The organism is Cohnella sp. 56 (assembly GCF_037963805.1).
In the GTDB taxonomy this organism is placed as follows: domain Bacteria; phylum Bacillota; class Bacilli; order Paenibacillales; family Paenibacillaceae; genus Cohnella.
In genome coordinates this window covers 164,826-178,572 of the sequence record NZ_JAZDQE010000014.1, presented here as the reverse complement: position 1 = coordinate 178,572, position 13,747 = coordinate 164,826, and the positions used below count along the sequence as shown (strand labels likewise).

Annotated in this window: 14 protein-coding genes; 3 read left to right on the top strand and 11 right to left on the bottom strand. The window is 63.8% G+C overall.

Annotation, left to right across the window (positions count from 1 at the left end; genetic code table 11):
* Window positions 1–124: 124 nt before the first annotated feature.
* The 3 genes from VQ071_RS22415 to VQ071_RS22405 are packed head-to-tail and all read left to right on the top strand — an operon-like array spanning window position 125 to window position 2,042.
* Entirely contained in the window at window positions 125–595 is a 471-nt protein-coding gene (locus tag VQ071_RS22415; RefSeq protein WP_340516458.1) for a DUF2621 domain-containing protein, read from the top strand.
* Window positions 596–651: 56 nt separating this feature from the next.
* Window positions 652–1,110 carry a hypothetical protein gene (locus VQ071_RS22410; protein ID WP_340516457.1) on the top strand — a complete coding sequence of 153 codons (459 nt, stop codon included), beginning with the start codon at window positions 652–654 and terminating at the stop codon, window positions 1,108–1,110.
* A 26-nt stretch (window positions 1,111–1,136) separates the two neighbouring features.
* Window positions 1,137–2,042, top strand: a complete 906-nt coding sequence (locus tag VQ071_RS22405) for a TIGR01777 family oxidoreductase (protein WP_340516456.1) — start codon at window positions 1,137–1,139, stop codon at window positions 2,040–2,042.
* A 61-nt stretch (window positions 2,043–2,103) separates the two neighbouring features.
* On the opposite strand, the gene VQ071_RS22400 is transcribed toward VQ071_RS22405, so the two are convergent.
* The 11 genes from VQ071_RS22400 to VQ071_RS22350 all read right to left on the bottom strand — a co-directional run bounded on the left by VQ071_RS22400 (window position 2,104) and on the right by VQ071_RS22350 (window position 13,718).
* Window positions 2,104–3,798: a DUF6382 domain-containing protein gene (locus VQ071_RS22400; protein ID WP_340516455.1), complete on the bottom strand. Its 1,695-nt coding sequence runs from the start codon at window positions 3,796–3,798 to the stop codon at window positions 2,104–2,106.
* Between the two features lie 48 nt (window positions 3,799–3,846).
* On the bottom strand, window positions 3,847–4,335 hold the full coding sequence (locus VQ071_RS22395; protein WP_340516454.1) for an A24 family peptidase: 489 nt from the start codon (window positions 4,333–4,335) through the stop codon (window positions 3,847–3,849).
* A gap of 2 nt (window positions 4,336–4,337) precedes the next feature.
* Entirely contained in the window at window positions 4,338–5,282 is a 945-nt protein-coding gene (locus VQ071_RS22390; protein WP_340516461.1) for a TadE/TadG family type IV pilus assembly protein, read from the bottom strand.
* The gene (locus tag VQ071_RS22385; protein WP_340516453.1) at window positions 5,257–7,569 is read right to left on the bottom strand and encodes a hypothetical protein; all 2,313 of its coding nucleotides are present in this window, start codon (window positions 7,567–7,569) and stop codon (window positions 5,257–5,259) included. The genes VQ071_RS22390 and VQ071_RS22385 overlap by 26 nt, the downstream gene beginning before the upstream one ends.
* A gap of 44 nt (window positions 7,570–7,613) precedes the next feature.
* Entirely contained in the window at window positions 7,614–8,261 is a 648-nt protein-coding gene (locus VQ071_RS22380) for a hypothetical protein (protein WP_340516452.1), read from the bottom strand.
* A 103-nt stretch (window positions 8,262–8,364) separates the two neighbouring features.
* Window positions 8,365–8,571, bottom strand: coding sequence for a Flp1 family type IVb pilin (locus tag VQ071_RS22375; protein WP_340516451.1), 207 nt, complete (start codon window positions 8,569–8,571; stop codon window positions 8,365–8,367).
* Window positions 8,572–8,630: 59 nt separating this feature from the next.
* The gene (locus VQ071_RS22370; protein WP_340516450.1) at window positions 8,631–9,497 is read right to left on the bottom strand and encodes a type II secretion system F family protein; all 867 of its coding nucleotides are present in this window, start codon (window positions 9,495–9,497) and stop codon (window positions 8,631–8,633) included.
* On the bottom strand, window positions 9,494–10,234 hold the full coding sequence (locus VQ071_RS22365; RefSeq protein ID WP_340516449.1) for a type II secretion system F family protein: 741 nt from the start codon (window positions 10,232–10,234) through the stop codon (window positions 9,494–9,496). Before VQ071_RS22365 ends, VQ071_RS22370 begins: the two co-directional genes overlap by 4 nt.
* Window positions 10,206–11,447, bottom strand: coding sequence for a CpaF family protein (locus VQ071_RS22360; RefSeq protein WP_340516448.1), 1,242 nt, complete (start codon window positions 11,445–11,447; stop codon window positions 10,206–10,208). Before VQ071_RS22360 ends, VQ071_RS22365 begins: the two co-directional genes overlap by 29 nt.
* Window positions 11,444–12,652, bottom strand: coding sequence for a nucleotide-binding protein (locus VQ071_RS22355; protein WP_340516447.1), 1,209 nt, complete (start codon window positions 12,650–12,652; stop codon window positions 11,444–11,446). The genes VQ071_RS22360 and VQ071_RS22355 overlap by 4 nt, the downstream gene beginning before the upstream one ends.
* 268 nt (window positions 12,653–12,920) lie before the next feature.
* Window positions 12,921–13,718, bottom strand: coding sequence for an alpha/beta hydrolase (locus VQ071_RS22350; RefSeq protein WP_340516446.1), 798 nt, complete (start codon window positions 13,716–13,718; stop codon window positions 12,921–12,923).
* Window positions 13,719–13,747: the final 29 nt, after the last annotated feature.

The following is a 13,747-nucleotide window of genomic DNA, read 5'->3' as shown; positions in this document are numbered from 1 at the left end:
CACCTCCGCGTGATTTGTAGTTTACGGGTATCCCTGCAACTCCAGCATACAAAAAACACGCCCAAAGCCAACGGATTTCATGCCGTTTTGTGCCTTGAGCGTAGCGAAAGGAATGGGTATAACGATGAAATCCAGTCCCGATTGGTTTATGTACTTTATTGCGTTCTGGGGCGTCGTGCTGGTGGCGTTCATCAGCATCGGCGGTTTCTTCATGTTCCGCAAATTCCTGAAGGTGCTGCCCAAGGCCGACGGCAAGTCCAAGCTCGACTGGCAGAATCACTGGGTGGAGCTCAGCCGTCCGCTCTGGAACGACGAATCCAAGGCGCTGCTGGACAAGCTCGCCTCCCCGGTGCCGAGCGCCTTCCGCGACATCGCGAAGCATTCGATCGCTGCCAAGATCGGACAATTGGCCGTCGAGAGCGGCGAAGGCAAAGTGACGGAGGAGCATTGCATCAAGGGTTATATTCTGGCGACGCCCAAGCGCGACCATGCCTTCCTGATCAGCTTCCTGGAGAGCAACGGCATCGACTATTCGCCGTACGAGCATCTGCTGGAATCGGAAAAATCGAAACCTTTGGCCCCTCCCGTCGTCTAACTTACTGTAGGCGCTCCGACAAGGAGGCCTCACGACAGCTCGGAGGTGGTCTTGGTATGTTCAATCAACTGAATCGTTACGGGAAAAATTCGGCCTGGGCCGTCGCCGTCTTAGCCATGCTGCTCATGGGAACCGGATGCAGCGATGACAAGAACGACAGCGATGCCGCCGCATCGCCGAGCGTAACCGCATCTGCGTCTCCATCATCATCGCCAGACGCCACGCCCTCGGCGCAGCCCGAAGGCAGCCCATCCGCATCGCCTACGGCCGATCCTGCGGACAATCAACAGGAAAAAGAAGCCGTCGGCACGTACAACGGCCAGATCGACAATCACTCGATCGAGATCAAGAGCGATGACGGCGTCCGCGCGTATCAGATCGACGATGCGATCTCGGACAAGCTCTCCGACTGGGACGATGGCGTCAAGGTCAAGTTCAAGTACACGGTCAACAAGATCAAGGGCGATAACGAGACGATCGAGCAATATATCATCACCTCGATCGACAAGCAATAATCCAATCAGTCAAATGAGGTGATTCCATGCGGACAGCGCTGTGCGGCGGCACCGGGTTTATCGGCTCCGCCTTGGCTCGGACCCTCTCCGCTCGCGGAGACGAAGTATGGATCATTACCCGAAGCAAGCCTGCGGCGCCCGCTGCAGGCTTGCTTTATGCGACTTGGGAGGACTGGCAGTCCGATCCGGACCTGACGGGCCCGCTCGATGCGATCGTCAATCTGAGCGGCGAGACGATCGGCCGCAGATGGACGCCCGCCGCCAAGTCGCGTATCCTGTCCTCCCGCACGGAGGCCGCGGCGCGCATCGCGGACATCGCCGGACGCATGCGGCAACCTCCGGCCGTGCTCGTTGGCGCCTCGGCGATCTCGCTGTACGGTCACGCCGAGTCGAGCGGCGGACGCTATCCCCCGCCCTGCGACGAGAGCTCGCCGCCGCTGCCGCAGGACTTCCTGAGCAAGACGATCGTAGACTGGGAAGCCGCTGCGGACCGCATCCCGATCGAGCGGATCGTCAAGCTGCGGATCGGCCTCGCGCTGGGGAAGGGCGGCGGCTCGTTCCCGATGCTCAGCCTGCCGACCAAGCTGTTTGCCGGCGGCAGGCTCGGCTCGGGCCGGCAGGGCATGCCATGGATTCATATCGACGATATCGTCGGGCTCATCCTGTTCTGTCTGGATACCGAGACGATCTCCGGCCCCGTCAACGCGGTCGCGCCGGAGACCGTCGACAACGACGCCTTCGGCCGCACACTCGCCAAGGTCATGCACAGGCCGTATTGGCTGCATGCGCCGGCGTGGGCGATCCGCGCCGCGCTCGGCGAGATGTCGGCGCTGCTGCTGACCGGACAATTCGCGGTGCCGTGCAAGGCGCTTGAGCACGGCTATCGCTTTCGCTACCCGCGCCTGTCCGAGGCGCTGGAGAATCTGGTGTGAACCGCGGCGGGAACGAGTACGATCCTGTCATGGCTATGATTCGCCTGCATGGTCCACCGCATCAAGCGCCCGCTGCATGGAACCGATAGATGGAGCCCGCCATCTGCAGGCAATCGCCCGACGCAAGCGGGTAAGGCTCGTACGGCGCCATCGGAGCGCCGTTCAGCCAGCTGCCGTTGCGGGAGCCGAGGTCTTTGGCCGCCCAGCCGCCTTCCAGCCGCAGCATCTCCAGATGCGCGCGGGAGATGCCGCTAGACTCGTCTACATGCTGGGCAATATCCCGCGCGCGGCCGATAATCACGGATTCCGTCTGCAATGCGATGCGGCAAGGACGCTCGCCCGATTCCCATTCCAGGAAACAGGCGGGCTGCCGGGCTGCGGCAGCGGCCGACGACAGCAGCTCTGTCGCATCCCGCTTCGCAGGCAGCCATTCCGTATGCGTATGGCGCGCCTCCTCCTCCTCGTTGCCGTCCTCCTTTGTCGCCCCTCGCAGGACATCAGAGCCATAACCGATAAATCTTCCGGACGAACGGCCGACGGACGGCGGCATCGATTCGTCCGTCTCGGGCACGGCGGGATACGCCGACCGCTCCGGCATTCGAGTCTGTTGCGCGGCTGGCGGACGACTTGGCGTCTGCTGCGGAGCCGCTTCCGAATGCCGGGATCGGAGCGGCATTTTCCCCGCGAAGCCGTTCCATAAATACAAGCATAGCCCGACGCACGCCGCAGTCACGCCGAGAGACAATATCGCGCTCTTCGTCCCCGGCGCCTCGCCGTACAGCATCTTCCAACCAATGCCGGCCGCTGCTGACGACAGCAGCCCGAGCCACAACCGCCACCGCATAACCGTCATACCTCCCGGTATAATCGGATCGTCGACGTTCGACAGCTCGCTTTCCCCTTTCGCCCCCGCTACCGGCAACTTATCAGGATTGTCGCTCGCCTCATTAAACCACCACGATTGGGCGTCAAGATTTTTGTTAGCTTGAATGGCCGGCGCCTCGCCCCCGCGCTCAGGTGAGAGCATGGAGACAGCCGAGGACGGCCTTTCGAATTGCGGTTCAAGCAAAGGTGGGACCTCCGCATGAATGCCCGGAGAAAAAGCAGGAGATACGGCGACAGAGGCATGCTGCCCAATCGCGGCGGAACTCTGCTGCCGGCCCGACATGCGGCCCGCCGTCTGCTCGGCGCGCTCGCATAAATATTGACGGGCATAGCCTCGCAAAGCCGACGGTACAAACTCCCGGGAAGCCGCGAGCTCCAGCATCTGCTGCATGGCTTTGCCGTCGGGATCCTCCGTCCGCATCAGCCATCGCACGATGAGCCGCTCAAGCCCGGCGGACATGTTCAAGTCAGCCTCTCCTGCGTCCAGCGGCAAGTATGCAAACCGCAAATCGTGCCAGCCGTCGCCCACGAAAATATGATCGTCGTCAAGCATTAGCCGCCTGAAATCCAGCATATGATCCTGGCACTGCTCCGCTGCCTCGGCCAGCTTGCACAGTGCGGCCATCGCATCGATCATCGTCCATCGCTCTGCGCGCAGCGTCTGGCTCAGCATTCTGCATGCCGACAGCCTGTATCTAAGCCGCACTTCGCCGTCCAGCTCCTCGACGGATACCGGCAGCAGCCCCGGGATCGAACAAGCTTGCAGCATGCCGACCTGCAGCGGGTCCAGCTTCTCCCGGCGCCAAGGAACAATGCCTTCAAGCACCATCCACAATCCGCGCTGCTGCTCGAATCTCGCTTTAAGCTCCATATCGATACTCACACCCTTTCCGAAATGTCGGATTTGCGATCGGCCAGTCTAAATTCCGTTCATTAATAGCAGCGCATAAGCGGGAGCGACAGCCAGCATAAACGGGAACTTCGCCCCCTTGCCCCCAAATGCCGGATGCGTTCCCCAGGGCCATCTCAGCCGGAGCGCCCACGGTCGAATAAGCGGCAGTCGCAGCGCAAGCAGCAGAACGGCGATCCCGCCCGCAACAAGCATCGAATAAACCGTCAACTGCACCGTAACGATCGCCCCGCTCCATATGCCGAAGGCGGCAAACCATTTGACGTCTCCTGCACCCAAACCTTTGGCCGCATATAGGACGAGCAGCGGCAGCAAACCCGCGGCAAGTCCGCCGAGCGCCCACCAGAGTCGACCCGGCCCATAGGCGGCGATCTGATAAAGAAGTCCGCCCGCGGCAAATCCGGCACACGGCCAATTTGAGATCTCCATCCGCCGCATGTCGGTCCAGCAAGCGCAGAGCAGTAGAACTGCGGTCGCGGCAAGCGCCCACTTGTCCATGACTATCCCCCTTTCCCCTTTGGCTCTTTGGCCAATACTTCAAAGCTTTGCTCCAGGCCGCCTCCCTCGCCGGTCGCCTGCCACAACCACTCGCCGGGCGTCGTATTGCCGGATACGAGCCAGGTCCAGGCTACCTGGCCGGTGGCGTCCGCCGTCGCCGTACCCAGATGCCGCGCCTGGCTCAATCCGCTCTTGTAGACGACCTTCAGATCGACAGTTGCGCCCGGCTCGGCCCGCAAGGTCAACGTGACGCGGCGCCCGCGTTGAACGGGAGCCGGATTCAGCGAGACAAAGGACAGCGAGCCGGAGCCATCCTCGCCCTCGGCATCCGCTGCGGCCAGGCGCTCGCCGCCGATCCACACCCGCTCCCGCACCGACTCCCGGAGCAGCAGCGGTCTGCCCGACCACGGAAACGAGAAGGGCAGCTTGTATTCAGCCTCTAAGGTAAGGAACGCATTGCTCCCGTCCTCTTGGTCAGGCAGCACGACCTTGACCAGCTTAAACCGCGAGGGCGCAAGCCTGGCGTATTTAAGCCGGGCGCCGATGCGAGGCTCCAGCACTTCCTTGGCCAGCAGTGCATCGGGATACCAGCTCCCGTCTGCAAAGCTGTCCGCCCACTGCGAGAGCGGGTCCGGCAAGTAGGGCGCAAGCTTGCCGACCGTCTCTTGCGGCCCCTTCAGCCGGTCGCGCCAATGCTTGCCGTCTTGTCCTTCAGAATCGGGCTGAACGGCGGCCACGCTCTCCGACAACGGATACCAGGCGGCAGCCGCCTGTCTGGCCGTCTGAGACAGCGCTCCCTGCAGGATCATGGCGGCCGTCGAAGCATGAATGAGATAGATGAGGAACAGGACGCATACAAGCACCAGCGGCATCGTCAAGGCGGCTTCAAGCGTCAAGCTGCCTGCGTTCGCTCGAAGTCTTCTATTGATAAGCGCTGTCCGAAGCATAGGTCGTCTCATAGCGGTTGCCCTTCACCGTCCCGTGCCAGGATACGCTCTTCCCGGCAAGCTTGGCGGCGCCGGGGAGAAACCACAGGCGCAGGGAGGAAACGCCCCGTACGCTCGCATAGGTGTAGGCTTCCTGCAAATTCACGTTCAGCTCGTCCTCGATCAGCGCGATGCGGCGCGTTGTCTGCGCTGCGGAGCCGCCGTGCAGCAGCAGGAACAGTCTGATGTAATCCTTGTAAAAAGTATCGATCTTCGCATACTTGGACAGCTGGATGACGCCACGATCGAGCAGGTTCCTCATATCCTTGACGGCTTCGGTAATTCCGTACAGCGTAGCGGCGGCCAATACGACGAGCGGGTGGCCGTACGAGCGGCATTCGATCAAGCCCTCCATCGTACGGATTGCCAGACGCAAGGCGAAAACCTCGGCGTAGGCGGCAGATATGTTCGCCGCAGGATTGGCGAGACCGTACAAAATATATTCGTTCTCCTGTGCATGCGGCATCAGCAGCCCTTCGTCCTCTCCGCCGTTCAGCATCCGGTTGACGGCGGACGGCTCCGCCATCGAAAATCTTGCATAGGAGTACTCTGCAAAATAAACCGAATCCCGCAGCCCCGTCACGCCGTCGCTGAGGGCATCGAGCCAACCGTCCGCCGAAGCCATCGCCCGCTCGCGTCCCTCGGACGCGCGGGATGGCGGCTTGTTGCCGGCAGACGTTTGCTCCGCCTCTTCCTGCTCTTTATTCCAGGCCATGTTGTCCGCAGCCAGCCGCTCCACCCGTTCGAACGCCTGCTTCGCTTCAGGCGAGGCACGCAGTCCCGTCAGCGTCCCCAAAAAAGCCATCGCGCCCGACCACGCGCTGTTCGACTGCGCTTCTAGCGCACGGCGCTCCTCATCGGCTGCCCGCTGCGAACGAAGCGCGTCGCGTCTGGCTCCGGTCACGCTTCCCCCGGCTGCGTACTTGCCCGAATAGGCCGCAAGCAAAGATTGCAGACGGTCGGCGCCTCCGCGAAGCGTCTCGCCCATACCGGTTGAGCCCGGTACGCCCGGCAGCAGGTCGGCGAAAGCGTTGGCGGCCGTCAGAAGTCCCTCTCCCTCGGCGCGCATCGCTGTCAGCTCATCCCGGTAGCGAGGCCAATAGCTGTCAGGCAGCACAAGCTCGGCTGCCGTCTGCCGCAGCCCGCGCAGCGATTGGGCCTCGCCTCCGTTCATGGCGCCCTCGCCGGTTTCCGGCGGCCACTCGGCAGACCGCTCGGCTGCCGCCGCGGCTTCACCCGCGATTGCCGCCATCTCCCGATTGGCGGCCTCCGCCTCCTCCAGCGCGCTCATCGCAGCTTCGATTCCCGTCTCCTTCGCCCTGTCGCCTTGCCCGGCCCTATCCCTCAGCTTCGGAGACAAACGCGTCACGCCTTGCTCATAAGCCGCGATCTGCGCGCCGTACTGCGGCCCTTCATAGGGCGGAAGCGTCGGCAACGGCGTGCCTTTCTTTTTGCTTTCCGCCTCCAGACGCCGGCGCTCCTCCTCTCTCTGCCGCTGCGCCTCGGCTCTGGCCGCGTCTTGGGCGCGCTTGGCTGCATAGTCTCCGTACATCATGGCCGCATCGGCCGTATCGCGAACGTCACCCGCAGACCGTGAGCCGGACATCGGGTCCGGCGGCTGCGGCACGATGCCTTGAAGACGGTCGGCATACGCTTCGCCCGCTTCCGTCTGATGCTTCAGTGCGCTGTCCAGCGCAGCCTCGCGCCGGTCATAGGCCTCGCGCATCGCTTCGAGCAGATCCGCGGTTCTGCGCGCCTCCTTCATGACGGCAGGCAAGCCCTTGAAGCGCGAGGCCAGATCCAGCGTCAGATCGATCGGCGCCTTGTACTTCATCTCCTCGAGCACCTGCCGCTTGAAAATATCGTACATCCCCAAAGGCCTGCTCTCCAGCACCTCTGTCTCGCTCCACGAAGTGTCCAGCAACCGCAGCGCCTCGGAATCCTGCGGCTCTGCATGCCCCGCAAGCACCTCGGACACCAGCTCCTCGGACACGCCGCCTCCGATGGCGAACAAGCCGTAACGCTCGTACAGAACCGGATCGTAGGCGGACAAAACCGCTCTGGCGCCTGCCTTCACGGCGAGCTCCGCCTGCTTGCGGTAAGCCGCGATGCGGCCCAGATCGATCAGCACGCCGGTCAAAAAGATCATTGCCGCCATCACGGCTGCGAGATAGACCGATACGGCTCCCGGCGCACTGCCGCTGCGCCGCAGGCGCAGTCGCAAGCGAATCCGTCCTCCGAACGCCATGCTCCTCTCCCCCTCCTTGCTCCGGTTTTCCCGCTAGAACCGCCTCATCCGCCGCGTCTGCTCAAGAGGGTTCCGGCTTTGTCGAGATAACCCTTCGCTCCCGAGCCATCGCGCTCCGCCCGTGCCATATAGTAACGGACGAGATCGAAGGTACGAATCCATTCGGCCGGCTCCGTGACCGGCGAAGAGGACGCAGCCGATACGGCGGCAGAACCGCGCAGCGCCAACAGCGGCGCCAGCTCGCCCGGATCTGCGGCGGCCGCCTCAACCTCCCGCTTCAGTCCGCCATGCCGGTAGCCGATGCTCCCTTTCCAGTTCAAGCCCAGCGACTCGGCCGCGGGATACAGCTTGCGAAGCGTGGAGCTGTATCCCGGATCGGCTGCGCCGGGGTAGTCCAGCGTATCGGCCGACTCGTCCGAAGTCCACCCGAACAGCCCCTTCAGCAGCCCGTCATCCGTCAAGCGCCAATACAGTCCCTCGTACCGGCCCGGCTCGTAAGCGCCCGTCGCATAGTCGCTGTCCGCATGCCCCCAGTTGAACGCCGCGCGCTCCGTCGCGATCGAAGACTTGTAACGGATAATGACGTGCTGCGTCATGAACAGCGCATAAAAGACAAGCAAAAAGGTGATGATCATCAGCACAGGCATGAGCATGCTGGCTTCGAGCGTGTAAGAGCCGGATGACTGTCTCATAAACGGGACAACACGGGAACGCCCCGAATCCAAAGCCGCTCGCCAGATGCTCCCATCCAAAGGTCCGACGCTGCTGCGAACGCTGCCGCTCAGCATTGGCCGTTCATCCAAAAAACGACTCGGATTTGTCTTCGACCTTGCCGAACAGCGAGTTCAAAAAGTCGAGAATCCAGTCCCTGAACAGCACCGCAATCGCGATGATGACCGCCGCAATCAGTACGATCTCCAGCGTGCCGAGCCCTTCCCTGTCCTTCCAAAACGCGCTGAGCTTGCCCGCCGCGAAGGCGTATGCATTCGTACATAACTTCACTGTAAATTCCTCCTTGTAATTAGCTGTAATCAGCTGTAATCAGCTGTAATCAACCGTAATCAGCCGCCGGCCATCAGCAGTATCGATGGCGTCCCGACGAGCACCAATATGATCAAAAAGATGACGGCGAGCGGAAAAGCGAGCCGGGAGGACGCCCGCTCGCCGAGCGTTTTGGCGGCGGCCTTTCGTTTCTCCCAGAGCAGGTGCGACAGCTCCCGGAGTGCGGCAACGAACGTATCGCCGCCGCGTCTGGCATTCATGAGCAGCGTCGTCGCAAACATCCTCGCCTCGGGAACGGCGCATCTGCGGCCGAACTCCTCCCATGCGAAGACGAACGATTCTCCGCGCTTCATCGCCGCCACGGCCGCTTCGAGCTCCGCGTACAGCGGATGCCCGTCCTGTCTGCGGCCGCCCGCCGGCCTTTCCAGACAGCACTCGAGCGCCCGCAGCACGTTCTCGCCTGCATTGACCAGCAGCAGCAGCCGGCTCAGCAGCTCGGGCAGCTCCATGACGATCGAATGCCTGCGGGCTTCCAGCTTGCCATGGAGCTCCTTTCTTTTCATCAGCGGCAGCACTACTGCCAGCAGCGCGCCCAGACCGGCCAGCACGCCGCTGGCCGCGAGCCAGCCGAGCAGGAGGCCGGCCAGCAGCGCGCCGTACCCGTAGCCTGCGAATTGAGCGGCCTGCCGCAGCAGGCGCGACGGCACTGCCGCGCCGCCGAACAAGACGGACAATGCCGCCTGCTCCCGGTGAAGCTTCGGCGCGAGCCATGTCCATATTCTCCGGCGGCCGATCAGTGCGGCCATCGGATCGAACAGCAGGTGACGCGGCCTCCCCCACAGACGCCTGCGCGAGACGTCCAGACAGAGCGCCAGATAGCCTCCGAGCAGCAGCAGACTCAGCACGCCGAGCAGCGTCCGGCTCATAGTCGGATATCCATGATCCGCTTCATCCACAGGCACACGGCCGCCAGCGCCAGCAGGCATACCGTGAGCACGAGCAGACCGCCGCCGCGGTACAAGGGCTGCATGTAGTCCGCCGCAAAAAATCCCAGCAGTCCGACGAAGCCGAAAGGCATTGCCATCATAAGCTTGGACTCGAATTTTTTCTGGGCGATCAGCACGGATACCTCAAGCTCCACCTCAAGCTTCTCGCCGATCAGTTGGGACGTTCTCCGCATGACCTCCACCAGATCGCCGCCCGCGCGCTTGCAAATGCGGAAGGCCTCGGCGAAGTTCCCGATCTCCTCAAGCCCGCTGCGTACGGCCAGATCGCCGAGCGACTGCTCGAGAGGCTCCCCGTTGCGCAGGCGGTTCACGACCGCGCGAATCTCACGCAGCAGAGGCGCGTCCGGGTCTCCGACGAGCAAGGCCATATCCTCCTCCAGCGCGGCGAACGCGTTGTCGACCGAGCGGCCCGCGGACAACAGCGACGACAGCGTCTGCAGCATATCCTTGAATTGCAGCCGCAGGCGCTCCTGCCGCTTGCGCCGCAGATAGCCGGACAGCAGCTTCGGCCCGTACAGTCCGAGCGGGACCGCGAGCAAGGCAATCAGCGGCTCCCGGTACAGGAGCCATACGGCCGCGAAGCCGATACAAGCTGCGCCCAGCCGCGCGGACACCAGCTGCGCCCGGCTAAGCGTGTATACGGTGTAGTCCGTCATGCCCTGCTGCTCCCTTCTCGTGCTCCGCCAGCTTTCTGACGTTGTGCAATTCGCCGACTGCGACGAGCCCGCCGCTGCCTTCATCCCGCGCATACAGCGGATGCAAGCCCACCTCTCCGTCGCGCAGGCCCGCGATCTCGCTGATCTCGACGACGCGGCGAGTCCCGTCGCGCAGGCGGCTCAGGTGGACGATCACGTCCAGCGCCGACGAGATCTGCTGCCGCACGACGGACACCGGCAGCTCCGACCCTCCCAGCACCATCGTCTCCAGCCTGGACAGCATATCGCGGGCCGTATTGCTATGCCCCGTCGACAGCGAGCCCTCGTGCCCGGTATTCATCGCCTGCAGCATATCGAGCGCCTCCTCCCCGCGCACCTCGCCCACGATGATGCGGTTGGGACGCATCCGCAGCGAAGCGCGGATCAGCTCGCGCATGCCGATGCGTCCCTTGCCCTCGGTGTTGGCATTGCGCGTCTCAAGCGATACGAGATTCGGAATGCCGCGAATCTGCAGCTCGGCCGCGTCCTCGATCGTGATGATCCGCTCGTCCGGCGGTATCCACTGGGCGAGCGCGTTCAGGAACGTCGTCTTGCCCGAGCCGGTGCCTCCGCTGATGAAGATGTTGTACTTCGCCCCTACAAGCCGCCGCAGCAGTCCCGCCGCCTCCGCGCTCAGCGCCCCGAGTCCGACCAGCTCGTCCATGCCGAGCGGCCGGCTGGGGAACCGCCGGATCGTGACCGTCGGTCCCTGCAGCGCGATCGGCGGCAGCACGACATGCACGCGGGAGCCGTCGGGGAGCCTGGCGTCCACGATCGGCGACGCTTCGTTTACGATGCGGTTGACCTGCCCCACGATCGACTGGATCAGATCCTCGAGCCGTTCGCGGCTCTCGAAGCCGAGCGGCGCGAGCTGCAGCCGACCGTTTTTCTCGATGAAAATCCGCTCGTGTCCGACGATCATAATCTCCGTGACGGCCGGGTCGTCCAGCAGCGGCTGCAGCGCATCCAATCCTCTGAAGGAATGATAGAGCCGGTTCACCGCGGCCCTCCGCTCCTCCGAGGTCAGCCTGCGCATATGCGGCAGCACGAACAGCTCGCTCTCGATGAGCGCGCGCAGCTCGGCATCGGTCACGGCCGCATCCCAGGCCAGCCTGGATCGCACGCGCTCGCGCACCGCCGCGATCTCCTCGGGCACAAGTCCGGCGGCGATCATGAATAGCGCCCGACCGCCGCGGCCGGCCTCTCCCGAAGCTGATCGTCGGTCCTGCGGCGTGAGGGTGGCGAATAGACGCTCCCGCTCCCGCCTCCGCCGCGATCCGTAAGCGAACGGTCCGTCTCCTCGCCGGCGCCGGGGTAGCCCAGCTTGTCCAGCAGCCTGTCCACGCCGCCCGAAAAAGCTGCGGAGGTCACCAGCACGCCCATCTCCCGCGCGCGCTTCCACTGCGGAATATACGGCAGCGTCAGCCATCGCTCGCCGCCCGGAGGATGCCACAGGTCATCCTCCGGCTCTCCCGCTGTCTTGTTCAGCACGAAGGTCGACTTGGCGGACAGCTCGCCGAGCCTGCCCGCCCACTCGCGGAGCAGCCGCTCCGTCTTGCGCAGGAGCTGCGCGTCGTCCGCGCCGATCCATAGCAGCCTGTCGCTCAGTTCGAGCAGCCGCTGCTGCCATTCGCCGAACCCGCCGTCCGCATCCGCCACGATGAGATCGAAGCCGCCGTGGCTGCGCAGCGCGCCGAGCAGCAGCTCCAGCCGCTCCGGCGTCATGGACAGCAGCTCGGCGGGACTGGCCGCCGTGTCCATATAACTCGCGCCGATCGCGGATCGCCGCGCGCCGAGCCGGCCGATACGCGCGGCGGCGGCCTGCGGATGCGCGGACAGCTCGTACAACAGCCGCGTCAGCGCATCCGGCTCCTCCGATTCGAGCAGCAGATTGGTCGCATCGAGCGCCTCCAGATTCAAGTACATGACGCTGTATCCGCGCTCCGACGCCTGTCTGGCCAGATTAAGCGCGAGCGTGGTCTTGCCTGCCCCGCCGCCCGCCGAGCAGACGGTCCACAGCGCCGTACCGTCGGCGCGCGCAGCCTCCCCCGCAGCCGTCAGCCTGCGAATCTCCGAAGCAAGCCGCGGCAGCGACTGGTACTGCGGGATCGCAGGGAATCCCTCGTATTGCTCCGCCTGGGTCCCCTCCACGAGCACGATCACGCGCGCATGTCCGGTCGCCACCGTGCGCACATCCGCGAGCATCGCCTGGTGAACGACCAGAATATCCGGGCCTCCGCGATCCCGCAGGTCACTCTTCAGCGTATCGGCATGCGTGAAGGCGCCGATCGACAGCTCCGGCTCCCTCTCCTTCAGATACAACGCCAGCCTGCTCGCATAACCCGGCTGAGGCGCGGCTACAATCAGCCGGACTCCCATATTCCCACTCTCCCTTGTGTCCCGGCAACGACAAAAAAGCACCGCCAACTCCGATGAAAAATCATCGAAATTAGCGGTGCTTCCGCATGCCGAACGTTTGATATACGTCTAAACTATCACGCGCAAGCGTCCGCGTCAATCCCTTTCAGATGGTCGGGCCGCCAGAGCCGAGTACGCGCCGCTGCATCCGGCCCACGATCGCGCCATACGCCCGGTGTCCCCACCGGAACAGCGCTCCGGCTCGTCCACGGACAGACCGCGCTCCTCTTCAGTCATTGCCGCCCTGCAGCGGCAGCCATTTCAGCACGCGTTGAATGTGCTCGTCCCAATAGGCCCAGCTGTGGTCGCCCGGGCCCTCCTCGTAGTCGAGCGCGATGCCGAGCGAGCGGACATGATCGCGGAAGCGGACGTTGTCCGCGTACAGGAAATCCTCGGTGCCGCAGCATTGATACAGCTTGGGCAGGTCGGTCCCCGCGGCAGCGGCCCGATCCGCCAGCGCGAACAGATCGTCGTCGGAGCCCTTCGCCTCCGCCGGGCTGCCGAATATCCACTTGAAGTCTTTGTCGGCAAGCGGGTTCTCCGGGCCGCCGAGCGCGGTGGCGTCCATGGCGCCCGACAGGCTGGCGACGGCGGCGAACTTGTCCGGCGCGCGCAGCCCCAGCTTCATCGCCCCGTAGCCGCCCATCGAGAGGCCAGCCGCGAAGCTCTCCTCCCGCTTGCCCGAGATCGGGAACAGCGACTGCGCGACATGCGGCACCTCTTCGCTGATGAACGTCCAATAGTCGAGCCCGCTTTTCATATTCGTGTAGAAGCTCCTGTGAACCTCCGGCATGACGACCGCAATACCGTATTCGGCCGCATAGCGCTCCACGGAGGTGCGCCGCAGCCAGATCGAATGATCGTCCGACAAGCCGTGCAGCAGGTACAGCACAGGATACTTGTCCGAGGCTCTCGCGGCGCCGCCCGCCTCAACCCCGATCCCGTAGCTGCGCTCCGGAATAACGACGTTCATGCTCATGGACAATCCCAGCGTCTGCGCGAAAAATCCGCATTGAATCAGTGCCATTGACTCTCTCGCCTCCTACTATTGTCAAA

Bases quoted from the DNA above. Each gene is read 5' to 3' on its own strand.
- VQ071_RS22415 (WP_340516458.1), top strand. From the start codon at position 125: ATGAAATCCAGTCCCGATTGGTTTATGTACTTTATTGCGTTCTGGGGC.
- VQ071_RS22410 (WP_340516457.1), top strand. From the start codon at position 652: ATGTTCAATCAACTGAATCGTTACGGGAAAAATTCGGCCTGGGCCGTC.
- VQ071_RS22405 (WP_340516456.1), top strand. From the start codon at position 1,137: ATGCGGACAGCGCTGTGCGGCGGCACCGGGTTTATCGGCTCCGCCTTG.
- VQ071_RS22400 (WP_340516455.1), bottom strand. From the start codon at position 3,798: ATGGAGCTTAAAGCGAGATTCGAGCAGCAGCGCGGATTGTGGATGGTG.
- VQ071_RS22395 (WP_340516454.1), bottom strand. From the start codon at position 4,335: ATGGACAAGTGGGCGCTTGCCGCGACCGCAGTTCTACTGCTCTGCGCT.
- VQ071_RS22390 (WP_340516461.1), bottom strand. From the start codon at position 5,282: ATGCTTCGGACAGCGCTTATCAATAGAAGACTTCGAGCGAACGCAGGC.
- VQ071_RS22385 (WP_340516453.1), bottom strand. From the start codon at position 7,569: ATGGCGTTCGGAGGACGGATTCGCTTGCGACTGCGCCTGCGGCGCAGC.
- VQ071_RS22380 (WP_340516452.1), bottom strand. From the start codon at position 8,261: ATGAGACAGTCATCCGGCTCTTACACGCTCGAAGCCAGCATGCTCATG.
- VQ071_RS22370 (WP_340516450.1), bottom strand. From the start codon at position 9,497: ATGAGCCGGACGCTGCTCGGCGTGCTGAGTCTGCTGCTGCTCGGAGGC.
- VQ071_RS22365 (WP_340516449.1), bottom strand. From the start codon at position 10,234: ATGACGGACTACACCGTATACACGCTTAGCCGGGCGCAGCTGGTGTCC.
- VQ071_RS22360 (WP_340516448.1), bottom strand. From the start codon at position 11,447: ATGATCGCCGCCGGACTTGTGCCCGAGGAGATCGCGGCGGTGCGCGAG.
- VQ071_RS22355 (WP_340516447.1), bottom strand. From the start codon at position 12,652: ATGGGAGTCCGGCTGATTGTAGCCGCGCCTCAGCCGGGTTATGCGAGC.
- VQ071_RS22350 (WP_340516446.1), bottom strand. From the start codon at position 13,718: ATGGCACTGATTCAATGCGGATTTTTCGCGCAGACGCTGGGATTGTCC.